General features: G+C 32.1%; 21 protein-coding genes and 5 tRNA genes. 17 read left to right on the top strand and 9 right to left on the bottom strand.

Annotated elements, in window-relative coordinates; all coding sequences use genetic code 11:
* Positions 1-186: 186 nt before the first annotated feature.
* The 3 genes from rplS to LS73_RS07635 form a co-directional block, all read right to left on the bottom strand.
* Positions 187-561 carry a 50S ribosomal protein L19 gene (gene rplS, locus LS73_RS07645; protein ID WP_034557969.1) on the bottom strand — a complete coding sequence of 125 codons (375 nt, stop codon included), beginning with the start codon at positions 559-561 and terminating at the stop codon, positions 187-189.
* A gap of 72 nt (positions 562-633) precedes the next feature.
* Positions 634-1446 (bottom strand): MBL fold metallo-hydrolase, encoded by an 813-nt coding sequence (locus tag LS73_RS07640; protein WP_052089625.1) that lies wholly within the window; start codon positions 1444-1446, stop codon positions 634-636.
* Positions 1443-1949 (bottom strand): NAD(P)H-dependent oxidoreductase, encoded by a 507-nt coding sequence (locus tag LS73_RS07635; protein WP_034557968.1) that lies wholly within the window; start codon positions 1947-1949, stop codon positions 1443-1445. Before LS73_RS07635 ends, LS73_RS07640 begins: the two co-directional genes overlap by 4 nt.
* Positions 1950-2054: 105 nt before the next feature.
* On the opposite strand from LS73_RS07635, the gene LS73_RS07630 reads away from it, so the two are divergent.
* From LS73_RS07630 to LS73_RS07610, 5 genes are all read left to right on the top strand, one after another.
* Positions 2055-3089, top strand: a complete 1035-nt coding sequence (locus tag LS73_RS07630) for an aldo/keto reductase (protein WP_034557967.1) — start codon at positions 2055-2057, stop codon at positions 3087-3089.
* 431 nt (positions 3090-3520) lie between these two features.
* Positions 3521-4318, top strand: coding sequence for a sulfite exporter TauE/SafE family protein (locus LS73_RS07625; protein ID WP_034558209.1), 798 nt, complete (start codon positions 3521-3523; stop codon positions 4316-4318).
* Positions 4319-4325: 7 nt separating this feature from the next.
* Positions 4326-5762 carry a M23 family metallopeptidase gene (locus tag LS73_RS07620; RefSeq protein ID WP_034557966.1) on the top strand — a complete coding sequence of 479 codons (1437 nt, stop codon included), beginning with the start codon at positions 4326-4328 and terminating at the stop codon, positions 5760-5762.
* Positions 5763-5884: 122 nt separating this feature from the next.
* On the top strand, positions 5885-6454 hold the full coding sequence (locus LS73_RS07615; RefSeq protein ID WP_034557965.1) for a YceI family protein: 570 nt from the start codon (positions 5885-5887) through the stop codon (positions 6452-6454).
* 98 nt (positions 6455-6552) lie between these two features.
* The gene (locus LS73_RS07610) at positions 6553-7392 is read left to right on the top strand and encodes a pseudouridine synthase (RefSeq protein ID WP_052089617.1); all 840 of its coding nucleotides are present in this window, start codon (positions 6553-6555) and stop codon (positions 7390-7392) included.
* Between the two features lie 487 nt (positions 7393-7879).
* On the opposite strand, the gene LS73_RS07605 is transcribed toward LS73_RS07610, so the two are convergent.
* From LS73_RS07605 to LS73_RS07585, 5 genes are all read right to left on the bottom strand, one after another.
* Positions 7880-9004 carry an HlyD family efflux transporter periplasmic adaptor subunit gene (locus LS73_RS07605; RefSeq protein ID WP_052089615.1) on the bottom strand — a complete coding sequence of 375 codons (1125 nt, stop codon included), beginning with the start codon at positions 9002-9004 and terminating at the stop codon, positions 7880-7882.
* Positions 9001-10254, bottom strand: a complete 1254-nt coding sequence (locus LS73_RS07600) for a TolC family protein (protein WP_034557964.1) — start codon at positions 10252-10254, stop codon at positions 9001-9003. Before LS73_RS07600 ends, LS73_RS07605 begins: the two co-directional genes overlap by 4 nt.
* A gap of 16 nt (positions 10255-10270) precedes the next feature.
* Positions 10271-10684: a FixH family protein gene (locus LS73_RS07595; protein WP_052089612.1), complete on the bottom strand. Its 414-nt coding sequence runs from the start codon at positions 10682-10684 to the stop codon at positions 10271-10273.
* 301 nt (positions 10685-10985) lie between these two features.
* Positions 10986-12056, bottom strand: coding sequence for a 7-cyano-7-deazaguanine synthase (locus LS73_RS07590; protein ID WP_034557963.1), 1071 nt, complete (start codon positions 12054-12056; stop codon positions 10986-10988).
* 80 nt (positions 12057-12136) lie between these two features.
* A complete protein-coding gene (locus LS73_RS07585) occupies positions 12137-13048 on the bottom strand; it encodes a hypothetical protein (protein WP_052089611.1) in 912 nt (303 codons plus the stop codon).
* A 553-nt stretch (positions 13049-13601) separates the two neighbouring features.
* Here LS73_RS07585 and LS73_RS07580 point away from each other — a divergent pair.
* Positions 13602-14669, top strand: a complete 1068-nt coding sequence (locus LS73_RS07580; RefSeq protein WP_034557962.1) for a glycosyltransferase family 9 protein — start codon at positions 13602-13604, stop codon at positions 14667-14669.
* A gap of 126 nt (positions 14670-14795) precedes the next feature.
* On the opposite strand, the gene LS73_RS07575 is transcribed toward LS73_RS07580, so the two are convergent.
* A complete protein-coding gene (locus tag LS73_RS07575) occupies positions 14796-16157 on the bottom strand; it encodes a CapA family protein (protein ID WP_233708831.1) in 1362 nt (453 codons plus the stop codon).
* Between the two features lie 189 nt (positions 16158-16346).
* Here LS73_RS07575 and LS73_RS07570 point away from each other — a divergent pair, with 189 nt between their 5' ends.
* From LS73_RS07570 to gmd, 11 genes are all read left to right on the top strand, one after another.
* A complete protein-coding gene (locus tag LS73_RS07570) occupies positions 16347-17624 on the top strand; it encodes a 3-isopropylmalate dehydratase large subunit (protein WP_104692158.1) in 1278 nt (425 codons plus the stop codon).
* A gap of 151 nt (positions 17625-17775) precedes the next feature.
* Entirely contained in the window at positions 17776-19074 is a 1299-nt protein-coding gene (locus LS73_RS07565) for an S-adenosylmethionine:tRNA ribosyltransferase-isomerase (RefSeq protein ID WP_034557961.1), read from the top strand.
* Between the two features lie 101 nt (positions 19075-19175).
* Positions 19176-19634: a hypothetical protein gene (locus LS73_RS07560; RefSeq protein WP_052089609.1), complete on the top strand. Its 459-nt coding sequence runs from the start codon at positions 19176-19178 to the stop codon at positions 19632-19634.
* A 295-nt stretch (positions 19635-19929) separates the two neighbouring features.
* Positions 19930-20703, top strand: a complete 774-nt coding sequence (locus LS73_RS07555; protein ID WP_034558616.1) for a thiazole synthase — start codon at positions 19930-19932, stop codon at positions 20701-20703.
* Between the two features lie 38 nt (positions 20704-20741).
* Complete coding sequence (locus LS73_RS07550) at positions 20742-21839, top strand: tyrosine-type recombinase/integrase (RefSeq protein ID WP_034558614.1); 1098 nt, start codon at positions 20742-20744, stop codon at positions 21837-21839.
* A 126-nt stretch (positions 21840-21965) separates the two neighbouring features.
* Positions 21966-22050 (top strand) — tRNA-Leu (locus LS73_RS07545).
* A 35-nt stretch (positions 22051-22085) separates the two neighbouring features.
* Positions 22086-22160: transfer RNA gene (locus LS73_RS07540), tRNA-Gly, on the top strand.
* Between the two features lie 27 nt (positions 22161-22187).
* Positions 22188-22273 (top strand) — tRNA-Leu (locus tag LS73_RS07535).
* Between the two features lie 12 nt (positions 22274-22285).
* Positions 22286-22360 (top strand) — tRNA-Cys (locus LS73_RS07530).
* Between the two features lie 6 nt (positions 22361-22366).
* Positions 22367-22453, top strand: a tRNA-Ser gene (locus LS73_RS07525).
* Between the two features lie 242 nt (positions 22454-22695).
* Positions 22696-23808, top strand: a complete 1113-nt coding sequence (gene gmd / locus LS73_RS07520; protein ID WP_034558613.1) for a GDP-mannose 4,6-dehydratase — start codon at positions 22696-22698, stop codon at positions 23806-23808.
* The last annotated feature ends 40 nt before the right edge of the window (positions 23809-23848 follow it).

Below are 23848 nucleotides of genomic sequence, written 5' to 3'. Positions count from 1 at the left end.
CAATCAAGTATCAATTACACAGGATATAAATCCTGTGGATATTAAGATTCCAAATAGCTTAAATATTCAATCTACAAACCTTAAAGGTAATGATAAGCAACATATATTGTTTATTTCCAGAGGAGATATTGCAAGTTTATTTATATGCTATTTGTTATAATTAATTGGGTTTATTGAATCGTTAATTTATGCCCCAATTCTCTTTTCTTTAATTCTGGCATTTTTGCCTCGTCTTTGTCGTAAGTAGTATAGCTTTGCTCGTCTTACTCGTCCTATTCTCAAAACTTCGATCTTTTCAAGACTCTCACTATATAGCGGAAAAATTTTTTCAACACCAATATTGTTTGCACCTATCTTGCGTACTGTAAAAGTTTTACCAACACCACTTCCGCGAACACAAATACAAACTCCTTCAAAGTTTTGAATCCTGCTCTTATCGCCTTCCTTGATCTTTATGCCAAGCCTTAAGGTATCACCTGCTTTAAAATTTGGAATCACCTTATTATTGGTTTGAGATTCGATTTGCGATTTTTCGAAAGCTTCTATATATCTATTTCTCATATTTATTCCTTAAGTTTTGCGTAGTTAAAATCTAGTATTCTAGCTAATCTAGGCTTTATAGATTCTTAAATGTTAATGTAAAGTTTTAATTTTTTGTTTGAATACTATAGGTTTACTAAATGGCATATGCACTCCTATAACTTCTACACCTTTTAATTCCTTAAAAAGCCTAAGTCTAGTTTTTACTGCTTCTTTTTTATTTATATCATATTCTATAGCAATTTTCGGACACTTCATCTGCACATCATAAACATGTATTATATCTCCTAAAAAGACTATTTTTCGTTTGTCATCTTCAATAGAATATAATGTGTGTCCTGGCGTATGTCCATATGCTGGAATTGGTTTTATAATAGCCTTTGAATCAAAAATGGATTTATTGGATTCCAAAAATTTTATATTTTTTCCAAATGATTGTAGGGATTTTTTTGCGAATTCATCTTTGCTTTTAGTCCAAAAGTCATATTCGTTCTTATCAATAATAAGTGTAGCATTTGGGAAATTAGTTTTCCCATCCTTATTAAGTATGCCACCTAAATGGTCTTTATGCCCATGTGTTATTAATATATGTGTGATGTCCTCAAATTTTACATCTTGTTCTGATAGTTTTTGTCTTAATGTTTCTATTGTGTGCTGAAATCCGGTATCTATAAGAGCAATTACTCCGTCTTGTTTAATTAGCATTATATTATGTTCATTTTGTGGATATTCCTGATTTTTTATAGAAACATCTTTTGTAATAAGCTTTGCAACTGGTGGGTTGGACTTTTGTAGAGATATGATAAAAACCTCTGTGTCTGCTATATTTGTATGATAGAACCCATTTGCAAAAGCAGTGTTAACAAAACATGCTATATATAATACTAACGAGAAAATATTTTTCATATTGTTTTTCCTCTTTGAATACATGATAGATAATGCTCTAGCTCAAGTTTATTTTCGTTGGCTTCATACATGCAACAAGGTATTAATATTTCACAACCCATATAGCCAAATGAGTTATATAATGGCGATAAAAGCGTATCAATTGTGTATCCATGATGCCCATCAAAGCTTGATTCTTTGCTACCTGCTGTTGTTATAATTTGAAATTGCTTACCTTTTAGTAGCTCTGGATTCTTTCCATCTGATATAGTAGTTAAAACCCTATCTTGCCATTCTTTCATAATGCTTGGTGTGCTATACCAAAACATAGGAAATTGAAAGATTATTTTATCTGCTTTGCTTAACAATGCTATTTCTTTATTTATATCAATCTTGTTATCAGGATAGGTTGTAGTTAGATTATGAATCTTGATTGTTTCTATACGTTCCACTTCTTTTAATAAGGCTCTGTTTACTTTGGATTCGTCCCAAAAAGTATGTGCGAAGATTATCAGAGTTTGCATAATTATTCCTTAATTTATTGTTCTGATTTAGTGGCTTGTATTGTAAATGAAACCTTATAATTTGTCAATAAAATTTGATACTATTTTATTACAAAGGATTTTTATATGCAATATCGATATTTAGGCAATAGCGGGCAAGTGATTCCTGCTATGATGCTTGGCACAGCTACATTTGCAGGTAGCACAGAAATGTTTAAGAAATGGGGAGACACTAAACTACCACAAGCAAAAGAGTTAATAAAACTCTGTATGGATAATGGCTGCTATGCATTTGATACTGCAGATTGTTATTCTTTAGGAGATTCCGAGCTCATACTTGGCGAGGCTTTGAAAGACTATAGACGTGATGAAGTATTTATTTCTACAAAGACAGGTATGGCAATGAGTGAAAATCCAAATGATATTGGAACATCAAGAGTAAAGATTATAAGAAGCGTTGATGCTAGTCTTAAGCGGCTACAGACAGACTACATAGATTTATATTATCTACATTGTTATGATGCTATGACACCGCATTTAGAATCTTTGCAGGCATTAAATGAGTTAGTTAAAGCGGGTAAAATTCATTATTTTGGTGTTAGTAACTATTCTGCATGGCATTTAATGAAAATGTTAAGTGTAGCTGATTCTTATAGCATCTCTCGACCTAGTGCTCATCAAGCCTATTATTCTCTAGCAGCTAGGGAATTTGAGAATGAGCTTATGCCATTGGGTGTTGAAGAGGGTGTTGGCACTTTGGTTTGGAGTCCTTTAAGTGGTTCTATGCTATCTGGTAGAATAAAGAGAGGCTTTGAGGATATTAAGGATTCTAGACTTAGCACTGGTGGGGCATGGGATATAGATAGGAATCATCTCTATAATATCACTGATTGCTTGGAAATAATCCAAAAGGAGACAGGATACTCTTTTGCACAAATTTCGCTTGCTTGGGTTCTTACAAGACCGACTGTTTCAAGCTTAGTTATTGGAGCAAAAAATACCACGCAGTTAATGTCAAATCTCAAAGCTAGTGACATTTTGCTTGATTCTCAACATATAGAAATGCTAGATAGAGCAAGTCAAACTAAACTGGCTTATCCATATTGGCATCAACGCTTTACTTTTAATAATAGAGATCCATACAGCGTAAAAAGATATTGAGCTATTTAAGACAAGTTATTAAGTGATTTTTGCTATTAGTTTTGGGTTTAAGGAAGCTTCTAAATTCTTGGCATAGATTGATTATAGCAAATCTACAAAGCTGATGTTTCACGTCAAGCTAATTATAATAAACAATATTTCATTATAATATACGCTAAATCTGCAATTATGGCTTCATAGATTATGCGTTTGGATTATTCATTTGTTATTCTTGTAGTATTTAACTATAGTAAAGTCTAAAATGTTGATGGCGTAGTTACATTCAAAATAAAATATTCTTTCCTTTGCATTTATCATCATAGTTAGGCAATTTTGAATTAATGATTTATATCATGTGTATATTTATGATTTCAAGATGCACATATTTTGTGCGTTTTGTATTGTATTGTTGTTATAATTTTATAAACTATACCAGAAGAGATTTGTTGTTTATGGAATATGTAGTTTTAGCCTTACTAGGCGTTGTTACTGGCACTATTTCGGTGTTATTTGGAATTGGTGGTGGCATGATTATTGTGCCTTGTATGTTATATATACATTATCTCATTCCAAACTTGAATTTCTCTATGCATGACGCAGTGGGAATCTCTGTCATGCAAATGATTTTTTCTTCATTTTTTGGTAGCTTCATTAATTTTATTAAGAGAAATATTGATATAAAGGATGCTTTTTTTTTAGGATTAGGCGGTGCTATTGGAGCATCTTTTAGCGGATTTGTTTTATCTGGCATATCATCTAAGAATCTTATGAGCATATTCTTATTAGTTAGCTGCTATACATTTTACAAATTTCTTTCAAACTCCAAGCCAAAGCCTAGTCAAGTCAACCTATCAACTCGCAAGCAATCTACTATTTTAGTCATAATCGGCTCTATTACTGGCTTATTTGCCATATCATTAGGCATTGGAGGGGGTGTTATTATGACTCCCTTACTTGCATATTATCTTGGCTTTTCGGTAAAGAAAACTGTGGTATTATCCTTATTTTTTATCGCTTGTGCATCATGTGCTGGTAGTATATCTTTTGTTTCAAATGGTATTATGAATAGTTCGGTTTATGGAGCTGGTATTATATTAGGACTATTTTCTTTGATAGGAGTTATTATTGGTTCTAAGCTTATTGAATCAATTTCTTTGAAGCTCCATAGACATATTCTAATTAATTTGTATCTGCTTTGCATTATTACAACTTTATATAAAGTTTTATCATATTACAATATAGTTTCTTAGGTTAGCTATGTTAAGAATTCTGTTTTCTGTTTTTTTTACGATATTAATTTTTTTTTGTTATTTGATATTTAATACTGCTAGATTTGAGCGTATACCGCCAGATGTAGAATTATTATTTATCAAGGATAAACAAACCTACGCTTTTAACTCACCATTTTTTAATCCTGTTAATACCATTAAACTGCATTCATTTGATTCTAGCGGATTGCTTAGCTACCATATACAAATAGCAAAAGCAGATGGAGAAATATTGCTTAGCAAAGATGAAGTTCTAACAAAAAGACAAGATAGAATCGATGTATTCTTGCCACAACTCATAGACTATAATTTAAATAATGGAGATGAAATCATTTATACAGTAAGTGTTAGGGATTGGAGCAATGCAAATTTTTTTCGAGGTAATACAACTACAATCAATAAACATTTAACCATTAGCACCGAGTTGCCTAAGATTCAAATTATATCTACATCAGAGAGAATCACATATGGAGGAAGCGCGCTTATAGCGTTTCATATTGAGGATTTGCCAATTTATGGTAATATGCCACAGTCTAAAATTTATAATGTTCATATATATAATGGTAGGCATAGCTTCACTGCTTTCCCATATAGAAATAAATATGGCAAAACTGTATATTTGTGCCTAGTGGCATGGACTCTTGATAGTAGTTTTTTTGATGCAGAAATACATATCACTGACATGGCTATGAATAAGCAAATATTTAAAATCCCGCTAGATGTCAATATCAATAGCATTAGACATAAGAGAAATATCATAACATCTATCAATGATAATTATTTTGACAGAATTATATCTAGGTTAGATTCCGCTATTGTATTCCCTAGCAATGTTATATCTGACGTTCAGAAATTCCAGTTTTTAAACGAATCTTTAAGAAATGAAGATAACAAAAGTCTTGTGAAGTTTTCCAAAGTATTTAGTAATTCTATTTCTAATCAAGAATCTAGTCTAATTCGCTTTAATAATTTTGTGCCTGTAAATTTTAGTAATACCTCTGGACGTTTTGGAGATATGCGCACATTTAATTATCATAAGGAAAGTATAGCTTCAAATACTAGGTTTGGAATAGATTTGTTAGATTCTATTGGTAGCAATGTTATAAGTAGCAATAATGCAACACTAGGATTTGCTGGTAAGTTTAGCTCATATGGCAATTTAATTATGCTAAATCATGCGCTAGGGCTTAGCTCTGTATATGCTAACTTACAAGAAATATCTAATATAGAAGAGCCTATTAAAGCACCATTAGTTATTGGTAAGGTAGGAAACAGCACAGCTAATCTTATTGATGGCATACACTTTATGCTTATTTTACAAGGTCATTTTATTAATCCTAGAGATTGGATAAATAAGGATTGGGTAGATATAAATATAAATGAGGTTTTAAGCGTAGCAGATAATTTTGGTATGAAGGTATTTTGATTTTTTTAAATGAAGTGGGATAGCTATATTGAGGTTTCCTATCGATTTACCTTAGCCACTTATCATTATCTAACTTGCTTAAAGTGCAACCACTAGGCAAATATTTTAACTAAGGATTATTGATGAGCAAAATATGGTTGAGTGCGATTTTAGCTGGGATGTTGAGTTCTAATGTATTTGGAGCAGTTTATAATATTGATAAAATTCACTCTAGTGTAGATTTTAGCGTTTCACATATGAGTGTTTCAAAAGTTAATGGGAGTTTTTCTGAATTTGAAGGAATGGTTGATATTAATCCCAAGACTAAAAACCTAGTAAATCTAGAAGGATGGATTAGTATCGATAAGATTGACACAAGAAATTCTAAAAGAGATGAGCATTTGCTTGGTGCTGAATACCTTGATGCTAGTAACTTTCCTAAAGGAATGTTGAAGTCTACTAAAATTATAAAAGATAAAAAAGGATTAAAGGTTGAGGCTGATTTGACATTAAAGGGTATTACAAAGAAAGTCATCTTAACAGGACAAATTAATGGACCTGTAGATAATCCTAAAACCAAAAAAGAAACATGGGGATTAAGCTTAGAAGGTAAAATTAATCGTAAAGATTTTGGGATTGCAAAAGATACATCCGGTATTACTATGGGCGAACAAGTTACAATCTTGATTAATTTAGAATTGCATGCAGACTAATTAAGCTCTTTGGCTAATAATATAAGTTTTTAGATTTTATTTCTTTCCATGTTGATTTGCTTGGCATGGATAAGTCCAAATTACCTAGACTCCAAAATATGAAGAAAAGTAAACGAATAAGAAGCTCTACATATTATCAATTCTTTAATAAAAACCAAGATACACAACGCAATAACACTCAAAAATTTGATCAATCTGGAATAAAAGCATATAAGTTGCTTTCCATACAAGAAGGAATATCAACTAATAAAGCTAAGAATCTTATTGATAGTGGTGTTGTGCAAGTAAATGGTGTAAGACTTGAGATAGCAAGAACATTGCTTGGACGCGGCACAAAATTTAAAATTATAGAACCAAAGCAATATATTATCTTTGAAGATTTTAATATTATAGTTATTGATAAGCCATATGGCATTGAAAGCTATGAGTTGCAGAATCAATATGCTCCATATAAGCTCATTAATAGGTTAGATAGGGATACATCAGGTGTTATCTTACTAGCAAAGAATGAAGAGACAAGGCTTAAAGCTATTGATGAATTTAAGGCACAAAGAGTAGATAAAATTTATTATGCTTTGGTTGATGGCAAAATTAGCGAAGAGAGGGAGATAACAAGTAATATATCTGTTGAATCTAGACAAACAAGTAAAAGAGCTATATTGTCAGAGTTTGGAATTAAAGCTTGTACTATCATTAAGCCTTTGGCTATAATAGGTAATAAAAGCCTACTTGAGATTTGCATTCCGACAGGTAAAACTCATCAAATAAGAATCCATCTAGCTTCTATTAAATTCCCAATCATAGGAGATGTTAGATACAACAAAACACATTCAAGAAAAGCAAAACGACTTATGCTTCATTGTCATAAGACAAGCATATTCGGTAATGAATTTGTTAGCCGATTAGATGTATATGACGAATTTGGCATTAGGGGCTAGGTTTGATTTTTTTCTAGAATGTAGGGATTATTCGTTGTTATATTGAAAGATTTGTGGGGTTCATCTTTTTATGATAGAAATTTACTATATATCTTTCAATATGTTAAATAAGATTCTCATTGAGTTAATTAAAGTATTATTAAAATTAAATAAATAGAAGTGTTTAAATATTTCAATGTAGCATTAAGAGATATATTTAAGGTTACTAAGAGATATTTACTTTTTTCATGTTGAGCCTTTAGGCGAGTGCTAGAGATACAGCACTCAAATTCCTGTAGGGATAACATATCGAAATAGCTTGCTATGAATTTTTAGATTCTAAGATGCTTTATTTATAGAGATTTTCTCTACGCTGGCAAATTATTCACTCAATTCACAATTACTAGCACAGATACAAAAGTAGTAGCCCAACATGATAAATTCTTACCTTGCACATGCATATACATCATAATTGGGATTTAAATAGTATCGCTTGTTTAAGCAATTATTAAAACAGGTCATTATTTTGAGCATCTGAATCTACAACAAATAGCGCATTTTTTATTACTGCTTCATTTTCTTCTAGTCCATATGTGATTTCATATAATTCACTTCCAAGTATTCTCCTTGCTTGAACTTCTTGTGGCATAAATTCCCCATCGTCATTGATAAATACAAAGTGCCTCCCATTCTTAAAAAGCACAGCATTTTTAGGTAAAACAAGCCTTTCCTTTGGCTTTGATTCTATAATCACTTGTGCAAAAGCATTAGGGAAGAAGAGTAAATTGTTATTTGGCAATATAAAACGAGCTTGGACAAAATTATCTATTACGTTTGGATAGATTCTGTCTAGAGTTATTGCTATTTTCTCATCATGTCCTTCTATCTTTACATATGCTGTATTATTTGCTTGTCTGATAAATTCTAAATCTTCTTGATTTATTTGTGCTATTACCCATAATGTGCTTATATCTACGATTCTAAATACTTCATCTCCCTTTTTTACACCGCTGCCATTATTGACATTTTTAGTAAATACTATTCCATTAAATGGTGCGTAAAATGTAACAGCATTGATAGTTTTTTTCATTGTTTTTAGCTTTGTAATTTCTTTAGGGCTAACTCCAAGTAACAGTAGTTTTTGTTCTGCTATATGTGGATGAGACATAGTAGCTAGCAATTCACTTTGAGCATCAATAATATCTGGAGCATAGAATGAAAATAATGGTTGATTAGCTTTTACTTTGGTATAAGTTTGAGTTACAAATAGATTTTCTATAAAGCCATCAGCCCGCATACTAAGGCTATATACCTTAGCCTCATCCTCCTTAACACTGGCATAATACCGCTTAGAATCAGAAATCATCTGACGACTGGCATTTATAGTTGGGAATGAAAATATATCTTGCTTTATATTTAGTTTTTCACTTGTTTTTGATTCACTACTTGCTATTTTAATATCATTATTATTTAATATCTTTGCAGACTCTAACTTTTGTTTAGAATCTATTAATATGGATTCTAGGTTTTCATTGTTCATTACAGTAGCGTTGTGGTTAGGGCTGGCATGTCCTAAGTTCAATAACAAGCTTAAACACAGTAAGCTAGCCAATTTATAAGAGCTAAATGTCATATTTCTCCTTTTAGGCTTTGTAGGTTATAATATGTTATTGCTATGTCTGCCATGGTTTGCAATCTTAGAATTTGCGCTTCTATTTGTTCGTTCAATGCAGTGTAAAACTCTATAAATGCGCCACTTTGGCTTGTAGCATGATGTTTATAGATATCAATAATATTCTTATTGGCTGGTATTAATGTGGAATCTATAATCGAAAGATTTTCTTTAAGTGTCTTTAGCTTGCTAATAAGATTCATAGTATTATGCTTTATCCTATTGCTAATTTCCATAGTCTGACTTTTTTGAGCTAGATTTTCATAATTTGCCTGTTCAATTTTTGCTCTTTCTGCGCCAAACATTGGTATTGGCATTGAAAACCCAATAGTAAACATATCCGTCCTATTAACTCGTAACATGTATGCTAGATTCACTCCTAGATCTGAGATAAATTCTTTTTTAGCCACTTTTATATAATCTAGGCTAATATTGTCTTGTAGTTTTGCGGCAACAATTTCATAATTGCTTTGCATAATTGTGTCTATAAGCTCTTGATCATTTATTTTATATCTTTGTGATATATTTGATGATTCAAGTTCATTATCGTTTATTTCATCCCAATTAAACATAGATGTGGTATTTTTGCTATTATTAGATTGATGAATATTGCCAAAGCTAATTTCGCTTATAGATATATGTGAGTTTTCTAACTCATTTTCTAACTCATTTTTTTTAATTTCTAGCTTTGCTTTTAGCAAACTTAACTTTTGCATTTGTATAGCATTAAAGTTGTTTGAAGCTTGCAGACTTCTTAAAAGGGTATCAATATTTTCAATTGAATCTTGTGTAAAATTTAGAATTTGTTTTTTTGTATAAATGTTTATGGCATTTTGTATCAGAGAGAATGAATATTGATTTTTTAGATTTTTTAGTTCAAGAATCTTTATTTGCGCTTGTCGTCTAGTTATATTTGACTTAAGCTTTCTCTTACCGTTCATATCTATGTTTTGAATTAGTCCAATGCTTATATTTTGCATTTCACTAGAATCTAGTTTGAGCGGTTTGTTTACTTCCGCACTGTTGTATAAGATACTTAGCTTTGGATTATCCCATTTTGCATCCGCTCTTGATTTTGATTCAAGGGCTTGAATTTGATATTCAAGTTGCTTTATTTTTTCATTATTGTTTAGGCTTTCTTGAATTAAGTCGTCAATCTGGTTAGCATAGGCGATGGTGCAAACTATGTATAATATATAACAAAGCCTCACTATCAATCCTTATGAATCAAAAGTCTATGCTGCTTTTTGCTTGATATTTTTTATTGTCCACACTAAATTGGATTCTTATTTGCCAAGTTCCACCATGTGGAAGAACAACCTCACCTTTATATACATCATTATCCAAAGATAAAGTTGCTAGTTCACTCATCTTTGGCATACCGGGCATTTCAGGCATATTGAAGGTTAACTTAATATCAGAATCCTTAATAAACTTATCCCCTTTCTTTATACTTAGTTGAAATTCATTCTTACCAGATACAAAGTTTTTTGGACTAGATAGTATGATTGTAAAATCTCTGTGAGGAATTTGTTTCTCGAATGCCAAAGCCATATTGCTTATTAATATAGTAGCAATAGTTATTAGTGTGATACTAAGTCGTTTTAGACTATTAATAATTAAATCTTTTGTATAAATCATATATTCTCCTTAATTAAGCATTTATGATTCAGTAGCAAGGCTGACTTAAAAATCATAAATGCTTAATTATATGTATTTTTAAATAACTGCCAGTAACTTGAGGAATAAATTAAAACGCAATAAAAAATTTAAGCATTGGTTAATACTATTCTTTATTTATAGTTAGAAAATTGTTTGAGTGATTTATTGATATTAAATATAGTTTGATGTAACTTTTATCCTAATAAATATCTTGCTAGGTTTTAGTTAAAAATATTTTAATCAGCAAGTAGATTAATATTATCTTAAGAATGCGGTGATGTTATTGTTGCAATAAGAGATATTTACTTGCTTCCTCTTTAGGATATGGTGTTAAACAAAAGTCAGATTCCCCAATTTGCACATTATATGATTGGCTTGAATTAGTCTTAGAATATCCAAGCACGATTCGCCCAGCAAGTAATCGTTCAGAATCTGTTGCGCTTTTATCAATTAGGGCTAGAGGACCTTTGGCATTTTTTGGAATAATCTTATCCATTTTAGTATTTTCTATATTTAGCTTTTTATTTTCTTCTTCATTGCGCGCAACAATTAGTCTAGCACCATCATCTAGCACCATATATCTACCTACCTTAAACAGATGAATATCTTCAAATACAACTTGTCTGTGAGATATCATATCTTTAATTTTTAGGGCTACAGAGGTATCTGTGAGTAAGCAGCCACCGCCTGGCTTTTCATGATACTTCCAACCATATTTTTCTAAAAGTGCAAGTTGTGTTTGTCTACCTCTGCCGCTTACACCCAACAAGCCATCTCTTTTTATCCAACCAATTTTTTCAGGGAAAGTTTCAGGCAAAAGCTTTGCGCTCATGGGTCTAACCATAAGTTCATCTAGTGTTTTTGGTTTTGTTGGATCGTTACCATCTCTACTAAGGATAGAATCATAGATTGGATTTTCCCCTATTTTTCTTACTAGCTGTCTTACTTGGTCTAGTGCTTCTTTTCTTTGGCTTTTTGGTCTTTGCCCTAGCACCTCGCCGCTAATAGCAAAATTTGCTCCAAGTTCCAACATTTTTGCAAATGCATGAGAAAACATATTAGCGTGGCAATCAATACATGGATTAAAAAACCTACCATATCCAAATTTTGGTTTAAAGAGTATATTGTCAAAAAACTGCTTTGCTATGTCAATTTGTATAAGTTCCACTCCTATTTGCTTGGCAGCATTATGGAAATACTCACTTTTATCTTTATTGCTACCAAATCCTATGTTAAAGTTTAGGGCATATACTTTAATTCCTTGTTCGGTTAAAAGTTGCATAGAAATCATAGAATCCAAACCACCACTAAAGAGTGCTACGGCAGATATTTGCTTACCATTATTCTCCATTAGATCTCCAACATAATAAAATAAAAAATAATAAAATATTCATATCTAATCTGTAATGACAAATTTATTGTTAAGTTTGATTATCTTCGCGGGACGACAGGAGCTCCTAGTTCATCTTTTTTCTGTGTAGCTGGTTTGCTAGCATCTATACATGATTGTTCTAAGCCTAAATCGCATGCTTTTTTATAAAACTGTTTGGCACCGGATAAATCATTTTCGTATTTTTCTAACCAATATCCAACATATCTACATGATACTGCTTCATCAATATCACATGCACGTTTAAAATAAGCAAGATTTTGTGGAGCTTGTTGTTGCAACAATACAAATGGAGCAAGCGCATAGCCTAGATTTAAATTTTTATCAACAAGATAATCTACATCTGCATAACTATCAATTGATCTTAAAATCCTAGCATGGTAGAAACATGATGTGGCATCATCATTTTCACATTCTTTTTTTGTAAGATTAAGAGCTTTATCTGTTATATGTTCATCATTAACTTTTTCTAAGATAGGGTAAAGAATTTCTCTTAAAAATTCATCATTTTCATCTAGGGATTCAAATGCAAAAAAAGTATTTACACAACCAAGGCTAATATTTTCATTACATGCCTTTAGACTTCGTTTTACGCTAGCTTCAAGATCTTTTGTAAACATTTCACTATTATATTCCTCAAGTCCTCTTTCTTCGCCTATGAAATAAGCGTCTAGGCAACTTATAGTAGAGCCTTTTTTACACTCTTCATAGTATATTTTATAAGCTTTATCATATTCATCATTTGCAACTGCGATACTTGCAAAATACCCATTTGTTAATCCATTTTTTTCATTCATTTCCTGATGTAACTTAGTTATTTCACTCGTATCTAGCTCTGCGTCATCTTGATGCTGTGGTGTGTTTTGCTTGAAGCAAGCTACAGCAAAAAACATGATAAAGATTCCTAGTAGGGATTGAGAAGCATACCCTATTAATTTCTTTTTAGTGCTCATGAATATAACCTTTAAGAAATGTAAAAAGTGTGAAACTTTATATTATATCTTAAATTCTTTTATTTTTGATTATAAATTAGCTATTTTATGGGAAAAGCATAAATACAAACCTCTCTTGGGTAAAAACCCAAAAAGGTTAAATCTTAAATAAAACAAAGGAGTAAAATGAAAATAAAAGCTCCAAGATTTGGGAGCATATAAAAGGAGTGGAGAGTAACAAAATCTTTACATGTGGGGTAGGCAAAGATTTTGAAAAAAAGGCTTTTATCATCAAGGAATTGGAGGGGTAACCTTTAGATAAATAACCTGCGCCCTTCGTTAGGAAACGCAATCAAATTCTACATTATTGAATCTACTATGTCAAGCAAAATGTAAAGTTTTTCTTTACATTTTTGGCATTTTTTTGTTTTAAATAATAAAAATTATCAACTGTAAGATATTTAGCATATCTAATCATAATATTTTGCATCTTTTTATTTGCGTTGATTGCTTAAAAATATGCTTGAGATTTTTATATTATTCTTTTAGACTTTAGATATATTAAGGAGCATTTATGGTTGTAGGTTTTATTCACCATTATGGGTTAGGTGATAATATAAATTGTTTCCAAGCATTATATGAATGCAAAAAATTTTATAATTGCCATTTGATAGTCTTTGGGAATGCTCTTATGAAACGTTTATTGCAATATTGCTCTTTTGTTGATGATGTAGTGGATATTCATATATTAACTAAAGAATCCGCATTACATATCAAAGAATATAACTGTGATTATCTAATCTTAACTAATGCAAAAGGTGGATACATTAGAGATTTAGCCGCATGTGATACGCAAGTTATTACAGGGATAAAAATATCATCACTTATTGCTTCGTATTGTAGGACGATACCTATTTGCTCATTAGCTATATATCGCAGAATGAGCAATGCAGAAAGAATTTCTATGTTAGTAAGAGAAATTAATCCTTCCATATATGACTGTCATAAACAAATTGAATGTATGGGGTTGCAGCCTATATTAGAGCTGTGCAGGATACAAACTAGCTTAGAGCATAAGGCAAATATTACTTCATTTTTGCAGAAAACAATGGTGGAGTGTAGTAGCTATTTGTATCTTATTGCAATTAATCCTTTTAATATTGCTTCTAAATATACATTGCCACAGTCTGCGTGGCTAAAGTTAATTCAAATTATTGCACGTATTCCTTATTGCAGAGTACTAGTTATTACTTATCCTGCTGTGCATGATGGTTTTATGAAACAAATGCAACAATTCTCTGATACTTTAGATTCAGAAATCACAATTTTTAAAAACAATGATGATGTTTTAAATTTAGTTGAAATGCTCTCACGCGTTAGTCTATTAATATCGCCTAGCACAGGTCCAATTCATATTGCCTCAAATCTAGCAATCCCGACATTAGGGGTATTTTCTAAAAAAGACACAATAAAGTGGGCCACAAGAGATAAGCGTTATGTAGTTGTTGATTGTGAAAGTTTAGAGTTGGAATTAGATTCCAATAAGAGTGATGTTATCATAAAGCAAATTGTGCAAAATGTAGAATCTTTGCTTGCTATAAATTCTTTGCCTAGATTTATATTTCCTAATACAAAAAAATAGCGAATCTTTTTGATTAATATAAATTCATATTCAGAATTACCAAGATGATAGGTTTTCATTTTATATTGTTTAATTTGTTTATACTATATATTAATTCTTAGAGAATATCTTAAGTAGTAGAGAGTCTTAATAATCTATTCCGATTTTTATATTTTCTTGCTTGTTCAATCCTATTATCTTGATATATTCTTCTTTGATGTCATTTGCTCTAGGCAGTATTGAGTTATCTAGCTTGTTAAATGGAATAATTTTGAAATTCTTCTTTTTATCATCGTGATATGTGTAAATCAAATCCGCCTTTATATCTTTTATAGTAATTTTTCTTGTGCCAAATGTGTTAATGACTTTAGATGTAACTTGCAGATCGGATTCTCCAAGAATAGAGTCATTTGCAATGGATTCTTTAGTGTTAGGCTTTGTATTGAAGCTTATTTCATTTTTCATTATATTAAGACTTACAATCATACCAATCTTTCGCTCAATTCCTTGTTGCGCTGATAGCATATTTCCCAGTGAATAAATAATAAGGCAATCCCCAATCATTTCAATAGGTTGAATGACATGGGGATGATTACCAATTACAATATCTACTCCAAGTTCTGCTAATAGCTTAGCTATCTCTCTTTGCTCTTTTGTTGGTATAAATGTGTATTCTATTCCCCAGTGCATAGACACAATTAGCAAATCAACCTTATCTCTAATTGCTTTTATATCATTTTTTAGCATTTCCTTAGTATACACATTAACTAAATATTCTTTACCCTTTGGGATTGGTATGCCATTTGTGCCATATGTATAGGCAAGAAGAGTATATGTAATATCATTTTTTTCTAAAATCCTAGGTGTATTTCTATCTTTTAGGGATTCATAGCTACCAGCAACTATAATATCCATTTTGCTTGATTGCCTTTTCCAATATTCTAATGAGCTTAAAACCCCCTTTTCACCTCTATCTAGTGTGTGATTATTTGCTAGTGAAATGAGATTAAAGCCAACCTCAAGCATAGAATCGCCAAATTCTTGCGGAGAGTTAAATGCAGGATAGCTACTTAGCCCAAGTTGTGTACCTCCTAGTAGGCTTTCTTGATTATAAAATGCTAAATCATGCTTTTGTATAATTGGAGCTAGCAAACTTAGCATGATTTTAAAGTCATATTTGTTATCATTTGATTCATTTTGTTTTGTTTCAGATTTGTTAGTCTTATCTATACTATCTTGCTCTTGCTTTTTCTTAGATTCTATTGGTTTAGATTCTTTTTTACCGTCCATATATACTGCTTTATGAAGTAGAGCATCGCCCCCCATAATTAAGCTTATTTCTTTTGGAATGTGTTGATTTTCTATTGGCTTATTTAATATTGGAGTTTCTTGATTGTTTGTTATAGTTAATGTGTTTGGTGTTTTGTCCTTGTTCCATTTCCATATAAATGGCAATATCATACCACCAATACATATCATACAACACCAAATAAGCACAAAGTAGCGCATGTATCCCTCATATATTTTATTTATTCAAGATTTATTCACAAAAGACTTAGCTACAGTAGATTCTAATCACTGCTTATCAATAACTGTATAGTAACGTTATTATAAGGATATTTATTGTAAAACGTAAAAAAGTTACATAAATATACTACAATCATAATATATTCCCTTAACCCAGAACTAAGGACAATCATGTCACAGACTATTACAGAAAAGATATTTAGCCATCATGTAGGTAGCAAGGTTTATGCTGATGAAATCATAGAAACTGATATTGATATGGTTATTGGAAATGATATTACCACTCCTATTTCTATTAAGGAGTTTGAAAAAGTCGGAGCCACAAAGCTAGCAAAACCTGATAATTTTTCTATTGTTATGGATCATTTCATTCCAGCAAAGGATATTGCCTCTGCTAATCAAGCGCGAATTAGTCGCGACTTTGCCCTAAAGCATGATTTAAAATATTTTTTTGATGAGCGAGATATGGGCATTGAACATGCTCTTATGCCAGAGAAGGGTTTGGTGGTAAGCGGAGATGTAATAATTGGTGCAGATTCTCATACTTGCACTCATGGTGCACTTGGAGCATTTAGCACGGGAATGGGTAGTACTGATCTAGCTTATGCCATGATCACTGGTAAAAATTGGTTTAAGATTCCACAAAGTATTAAGGTTGAATTTGTAGGCAAATTGCAAGATATGGTTAGTGGCAAGGATCTGATTTTAGAAGTCATACGTATATTAGGTGTTGATGGTGCTTTATATAGGGCTTTGGAATTTTGTGGTGAAGGTATAGAATCTCTTAGTATGGACGATAGGTTTTCGCTTTGCAATATGGCTATTGAATCTGGGGCAAAGAATGGAATTATAGCTCCAGATTCTATTACAAAGGCATTCATAGAGGATATGCGAGTGTTAAATGGTAAGTTAAGAAGTGAGCCTATTTTTCACCAAAGTGATAATGATGCCAAATATATAAAGCATATAGTGATTGATTTAAATGCCCTTGATCCTGTGGTGGCTTATCCATTCTTGCCAAGCAATGGTAAAAGTATCTCTCAAGCAAAGCAAGATAGAATAGCCATTCAACAGGCATTCATAGGTTCATGCACCAATGGACGTTTGAGCGATTTAAGGATTGCTAGTGAGATTTTGAATGGAAAAAAAATTGATAAGAAGGTTCGCTTAATAGTAACGCCCGGTACACAGAGGATTTACAAGTTAGCCTATGAAGCGGGATATATTCAAATACTCCTTGATGCTGGTGCACTTGTTAGTAATCCAACTTGTGGGGCATGCCTTGGCGGTTATATGGGAATTTTAGGTGATAATGAGAGGTGTATCTCTACTACAAATCGCAATTTCATTGGTAGAATGGGAGCTAGAAGTTCAGAGGTATATCTAGCAAATGCAGCTGTGGTAGCGCAAAGTGCTATTGAGGGATTTATTGCAGATCCTAGGTCTTAGGCCTTATTCAGTAGCTAGACTTTAAACTGATTTTATATTTGATTATATTCTTTGTTAAAAACGGTTAGTTCGTTTGATTACTTCTTAGCCAAAATTAATATATTTGTTTTTTGTGTATTGTTGGTTATGAGCGACAATAGAGTTGAGTATTATGATTGCATACAATAAAGATTATAGAGATTTATTTTTAGATTCTTATAGTTTTTCTCTACCGCAAAACCTTATTGCTACAAGTCCTAAATATCCAAAAGAATCTGCTAAATTGCTTGTCTATTATAAAGACACAGGAGAAATAATACATACTACTTTTGCAAGCCTATTTGATTTTATCCCTAGAGATTATCTTATTGTATTGAATAACACTAAGGTTATTCCAGCTAGATTCTATGCTAGCAAGCTAGATAAACCTATATCTTATGATACAAGTATAAGCATTAGCTACCTACATAATAAGGTAAGGGAGTTTCTATATCATAAACCACTTGGTGAGTTAAGGCATTTAGTCCAGATACGTGGCAGAGTAAGACAAAATGATTTTTTTATGGCTAGTGATTTAAAAACTCTAGTCCGAGTTATTAGAGTTCTTGATTATGGATATAAAGAAGTATTATTTTATGATATTTTATCTATTTCTAGTGCCACAAAACACGGTAATCTTGAATTCACAGAATCTAATATATATAGTATATCTCCGATGTCAGATTTTCAAGTGATAGCATTTTTGCGAGAATGTGGCAAGGTTCCAATTCCTCCATATATTAAGAGAGAGGCAAATATTAAAGATGCAGTAGACTATCAAAGCATATTTGCAAGCATTGATGGCTCTGTTGCTGCGCCTACAGCTAGCCTACATTTTTCAGAATCCATGTTTGCATTTCTAAAGGAGAACTTTCATTACACATTTGTTACTTTACATATTGGGGCTGGCACATTTGCACCTATTAAAACTAATTCTATATTAGAACATAGGATTCATAGCGAATATTGCAGTATTGCAGATTCTAGCGCAATTAAGATTGCTAAGCATAATAAGATTTTATGCGTTGGCACCACTGCATTGCGATGTATAGAATGGTTTGCTAGAACAAGCGCGTATGAGCAAGGTTTTGATTTAGAAGCCAATTTGAATAATAAATGTTTGCATAATGATAAATCTATAAATATTGGCATTAGTAAAGATAGATTAGTTCTATCTAAAAATATTGAGGATAAACAAGGACAAGATAGACAAATAGGGGTGTTATGTGGAGAGAATTCATTATTTCTTCACCCATTTAATCCTCCAAGACTTGCCAATGCTTTGTTAACTAACTTTCACTTGCCAAAATCAAGCCTTTTATTATTAGTAAGCTCTCTTATTGGTAGGGAAGAAGTGTTAAGAGTTTATGATAATGCTATAAGAAGTAGATATAGATTTTATTCTTATGGTGATGGAATGTTGATTATATAGATTTTAATTTGTGTGAATTATAAATCTCCTATCTTTTTTTGTAAGATTCTCAAAGATTTATTTTTTTGTTAAAAGATATAATTAAAAAATAAGGAGTGATTGTGAGAGATATTACTCGCGCTACACTGCGCTTAAGATTAAGGGAATTAGATATAAAAATTATAGACTTAACTAGGATATTTGGTATATCTAGACCTACTGTATATAAGATGATAGAAAATTATGAAAGAGGTGAGTTAACAGAAGTAAGAATGGAGTGTATTTCGTTGTTTAACTATATTACTCAAAATAAATATGTCACTGTCAATCAAGTTCAAATATATGTTGCCGAAAATATCTTGACGCGCCGACAAACTAAGAGAGAGCCGCGTTTTGATAGTATCAATAAAGAGGCTTTTATCAAAATTCTACTTGATTGTAATCATTTTGATTGTTTGCTTGGATATTTTCTCTCATGTTATAAGTTGCTAGAAAAGGACAACTTAAATTCAGATGAAAAAAAGTTCCTAGAGCCATTAAAAAAATTATACCACTCACTAGGTCATGATATAAAAAAATGAAAAATAACTAATTGACCTGTTCCTGCTATAAAAATGTTTATGTTTAAATTTGTAACATAATATTTTATTATAGTGTTATTTATAATTTACTATAACTTAGCGATTAATAAATTATAACTTATGAATATATTTAATATTAATATTAATTGATAATTAAATATTATTTAAGTTTCAATTAATATTAATTGTTTTTTTTTTTTTTTTTTTTTTGTTTCGAGGATCCCATATTTAAAAATAGACTATTTTTTTATATTAAAATATATTAATTATTAAACTTAGACTATTGGGAGCTATTATGTCGCTGGTTATTTCAAATAGGGTATTTAATTCTCGTTTAATTGTAGGAAGCGGAAAATATGAGAATTTCCAAATAACAAAGGAAGCTACTTTGGCAAGTGGTGCGGAGATGATAACAGTTGCAGTTAGGAGAATTAATATTCTTGATAACAAAACTGAAAATCTTTTAGATTATTTTAAGGGAACAAATATTTCATTTTTGCCTAATTCTGCGGGTTGCACCACTGCTAAAGAAGCTGTTAGCCTCTTTGAGTTAGTGCGAGAGGGAACAGGTATTGACTTTGTTAAGCTTGAGATTATTGGTGATACTAAAAAAACACTATATCCTGATGTAGTAGAAACGCTAGAGGCTACTAAGATTCTAGCCAAGTCTGGATTTAAAACCCTAGTATATACAAATGATGACCCCATAATGGCAAAAAAATTGGAAGATAGTGGTGCAAGTGCTGTTATGCCGCTAGCTGCTCCTATTGGTAGTGGACTTGGAATCCAAAATAAATACAATATTATGTTTATTAAAGAAGCAATAAGTATTCCTGTAATCGTAGATGCTGGCGTTGGTTGTGCTAGTGATGCAAGCATTGCTATGGAGCTTGGAGCTGACGGTGTGTTAAGCAACACAGCTATTGCACAAGCAAAAGATCCAATCAAAATGGCACAAGCAATGAAGCTTGCAGTAGAAGCTGGTAGACTAAGTTATGAGGCCGGTCGCATTGCCAAAAAACCATTTGCTACTGCTAGTTCCCCTACTGATTATATGCCCGCTCTTTAACTCGATTGAAAGCCTAATAAATACTAAAAGGATTTTACATGGCATATTTATTGAACAATGAGAAAGGTTTTGACGTCTCTATTAGATTTTGGCTTGAAAGATTTTTTTATGCAAAATTTATGAATCTAACTGCATATCGCGTTAAGGATAAAAAAGCGTTTGCAGAAGTTATACAAGAGATTCAAAGCGGTGGCAGAAATTCTATTGATGATATTCGTAAAATCTGCAAAAAGGCTAGGCGTATAGGGTTGCTTGGAATTAATACTTATGCTAATCCTCTTTTATTTTTTTACGATTATTGTATTAGAGCTGGATTTTCTGATATGCGTGAGATTGAAGTTAATAATGTTCAAGAATTTTTAAGCATTTATACTGCAAATCTTAGCAATGCAACATTGCGAAACTATCAATTTGCCCTGACAAATTTCTTTGAGTTTATACAAAAGAACAATGAAGTCGAAAACGGAGCTTCGCATATTTATTCTATGGAGCTTATTGGCTCTCAATCTTCCACAAAGCATGATTTGCCGGAATTCTTAACAGCGGATGAGATTGATAGATTCTTGGAGGTTTTGAAGCGATATGATATTAGACAAAAGCATATAAATCCATTAGTAAGACTTAGAAATCAGCTAATTATTCTTATGATTATTTATAGCGGAGCTAGGGTTAGCGAGATTCTTGAAATCGGATATAAGGATATTTCGCTAGAAGGTGGCTATTATCGTTTGAGACTTCGCGGTAAGGGTAATAAGATGCGTGTAGTTTTTGTGCAGGCAAACTTGATTGATGAATATTATAACGCATGGGTTGAATTACGTAAAAATTTTTCTAATGCAAATGATGACAATATGCCTTTGTTTATCAATAGAAAATTTAATGTCCCAGCACAATCTTATATTTATGTTATTATTGAGAATCTGCTACTTAGTGCAGGCATTCGTAAGGCAAAAAATGGTGCGCATTTATTACGACATAGTTTTGCTACCTTGCTTTACAATCGTAGTAAGGATTTGGTATTGGTGCAAGAAAGTCTTGGACATAGCAGTGTTGAGACAAGTAGAATTTATACACATTTTGATAATGAAAAGTTAAAACACACGGCGAATATCATGGCTGATTTTAAATATAAATAATATTATGTTGTGTTGTTCTATTTTGATTTTTTGTGCAAAATTGTTTTGTATTAATTTGATGGTTTAAAGTTATATTAAGCCTATTTTGGTTATAATTATAGCCTTAGTTTTAACAGTTTATTCTTTGCGGAAGTGGCGAAACTGGCAGACGCACTAGACTTAGGATCTAGCGCCGCAAGGCATGGAGGTTCGATTCCTCTCTTCCGCACCATGACCGTTAGTCTATATTTAGACTTTTTGATGCTTGCGGGAATAGCTCAGTGGTAGAGCACAACCTTGCCAAGGTTGGGGCCGCGGGTTCGATCCCCGTTTCCCGCTCCATTTTATTGTTAAGATTTTGTATGTTTAGCCCAGGTGGTGGAAATGGTAGACACAAGGGACTTAAAATCCCTCGAACCTAGTTCGTACCGGTTCAAGTCCGGTCTTGGGCACCACCACATGATTATGGCGACATAGCCAAGTGGTAAGGCACGAGCCTGCAAAGCTCTGATTCCTCGGTTCGATTCCGAGTGTCGCCTCCATTATTTCGAGAGATGGCTGAGTGGTCGAAAGCGGCGGTCTTGAAAACCGTTGAGGCAAAACCTCCGGGGGTTCGAATCCCTCTCTCTCGGCCATGTTAATATTAAGTTTACTTTATACTTCCATATTAAAATAATCTATAATCATTTAACTTGCCTAGTATTTATGATTCTACTATTTTTATAATATTATTTTTTATATTAGATAGCATTTTTGTAATGTATGATAATACTAAATTACAATTTAAATTATATGTTTTTATGTTAATTTAGCTTAACAAGTTTTGAATATTGGCTATAATCAATAGCCTAATATCACCTAACTTTAAGGATATATTATGAGTAAAGTAGCATTGATTACGGGGATAACAGGACAAGATGGTGCGTATTTAGCTGAGTTTCTGCTAAATCTTGGTTATGAAGTGCATGGAATTAAGCGTAGGGCTTCTCTCTTTAATACCGATAGAATAGATCACTTATATCAAGATCCACATATTAGTAATCGTAATTTCTTTTTACACTATGGGGATTTGACAGATTCTACAAATCTTATTCGCATTATCCAAGAGATAAAACCGCAAGAAATCTATAATCTTGCTGCAATGAGTCATGTAGCAGTTAGTTTTGAATCTCCAGAGTATACTGCAAATGCAGATGGGATAGGCACTTTGCGCTTGCTTGAAGCTCTTAGGATTTTAGAAATGCAAGAAACTTGCAAAATATATCAAGCCTCTACTAGTGAGCTTTATGGCTTAGTGCAAAGTGTCCCGCAGAATGAAAAAACACCTTTTTATCCACGTTCTCCATATGCATGCGCAAAGCTTTATGCTTATTGGATTACTATAAATTATCGCGAGGCATATAATATCTTTGCTAGCAATGGAATCCTCTTTAATCATGAAAGCCCAATTAGAGGTGAGACATTTGTAACTCGTAAAATAACTCGCGCAGTAAGTAAAATCGCTCTTGGGTTGCAAGATAAGCTATATCTTGGAAACTTATCTGCTAAGAGGGATTGGGGTCATGCAAAGGATTATGTAGAAGCCATGTATTTGATTTTACAGCAGGACAAACCTGATGATTTTGTTATTGCTACAGGCGTTACTACGGAAGTTCGCGAGTTTGTGAGGCTAAGCTTTAAGGAGATTGGAATAGATATTGAGTTTATTGGCGATGGTATTAATGAAAAAGGGATTATTAACTCTTGTAGTGGAGATATTAAGCTTCCTTTAGGTAAGGAGGTAGTAGTTGTTGATGAGAGATATTTTCGTCCTACAGAGGTTGATTTATTGCTAGGGGATTCCAGCAAGGCTCAAGAATTGCTAGGTTGGAAACCCAAGCATAGTTTGCAAGATTTGATAAGAGATATGATGAGTAGCGATATGAAGCTTATGCAAAAGGAAAAATATATTCAAGATGGTGGCTTTAATATCATGAGATATTACGAGTAGGCTATTTATCAAAAAAGCAAAATATGCTCTTTGTAACTTT

The sequence above is a fragment of the Helicobacter muridarum genome, from assembly GCF_000765805.2.
In the GTDB taxonomy this organism is placed as follows: Bacteria; Campylobacterota; Campylobacteria; order Campylobacterales; family Helicobacteraceae; genus Helicobacter_A; species Helicobacter_A muridarum.
This window is presented reverse-complemented; position numbering and strand designations above follow the sequence as displayed.

Bases quoted from the DNA above. Each gene is read 5' to 3' on its own strand.
- rplS (WP_034557969.1), bottom strand. From the start codon at position 561: ATGAGAAATAGATATATAGAAGCTTTCGAAAAATCGCAAATCGAATCT.
- LS73_RS07640 (WP_052089625.1), bottom strand. From the start codon at position 1,446: ATGAAAAATATTTTCTCGTTAGTATTATATATAGCATGTTTTGTTAAC.
- LS73_RS07635 (WP_034557968.1), bottom strand. From the start codon at position 1,949: ATGCAAACTCTGATAATCTTCGCACATACTTTTTGGGACGAATCCAAA.
- LS73_RS07630 (WP_034557967.1), top strand. From the start codon at position 2,055: ATGCAATATCGATATTTAGGCAATAGCGGGCAAGTGATTCCTGCTATG.
- LS73_RS07625 (WP_034558209.1), top strand. From the start codon at position 3,521: ATGGAATATGTAGTTTTAGCCTTACTAGGCGTTGTTACTGGCACTATT.
- LS73_RS07620 (WP_034557966.1), top strand. From the start codon at position 4,326: ATGTTAAGAATTCTGTTTTCTGTTTTTTTTACGATATTAATTTTTTTT.
- LS73_RS07615 (WP_034557965.1), top strand. From the start codon at position 5,885: ATGAGCAAAATATGGTTGAGTGCGATTTTAGCTGGGATGTTGAGTTCT.
- LS73_RS07610 (WP_052089617.1), top strand. From the start codon at position 6,553: ATGAAGAAAAGTAAACGAATAAGAAGCTCTACATATTATCAATTCTTT.
- LS73_RS07605 (WP_052089615.1), bottom strand. From the start codon at position 9,004: ATGACATTTAGCTCTTATAAATTGGCTAGCTTACTGTGTTTAAGCTTG.
- LS73_RS07595 (WP_052089612.1), bottom strand. From the start codon at position 10,684: ATGATTTATACAAAAGATTTAATTATTAATAGTCTAAAACGACTTAGT.
- LS73_RS07590 (WP_034557963.1), bottom strand. From the start codon at position 12,056: ATGGAGAATAATGGTAAGCAAATATCTGCCGTAGCACTCTTTAGTGGT.
- LS73_RS07585 (WP_052089611.1), bottom strand. From the start codon at position 13,048: ATGAGCACTAAAAAGAAATTAATAGGGTATGCTTCTCAATCCCTACTA.
- LS73_RS07580 (WP_034557962.1), top strand. From the start codon at position 13,602: ATGGTTGTAGGTTTTATTCACCATTATGGGTTAGGTGATAATATAAAT.
- LS73_RS07575 (WP_233708831.1), bottom strand. From the start codon at position 16,157: ATGCGCTACTTTGTGCTTATTTGGTGTTGTATGATATGTATTGGTGGT.
- LS73_RS07570 (WP_104692158.1), top strand. From the start codon at position 16,347: ATGTCACAGACTATTACAGAAAAGATATTTAGCCATCATGTAGGTAGC.
- LS73_RS07565 (WP_034557961.1), top strand. From the start codon at position 17,776: ATGATTGCATACAATAAAGATTATAGAGATTTATTTTTAGATTCTTAT.
- LS73_RS07555 (WP_034558616.1), top strand. From the start codon at position 19,930: ATGTCGCTGGTTATTTCAAATAGGGTATTTAATTCTCGTTTAATTGTA.
- LS73_RS07550 (WP_034558614.1), top strand. From the start codon at position 20,742: ATGGCATATTTATTGAACAATGAGAAAGGTTTTGACGTCTCTATTAGA.
- gmd (WP_034558613.1), top strand. From the start codon at position 22,696: ATGAGTAAAGTAGCATTGATTACGGGGATAACAGGACAAGATGGTGCG.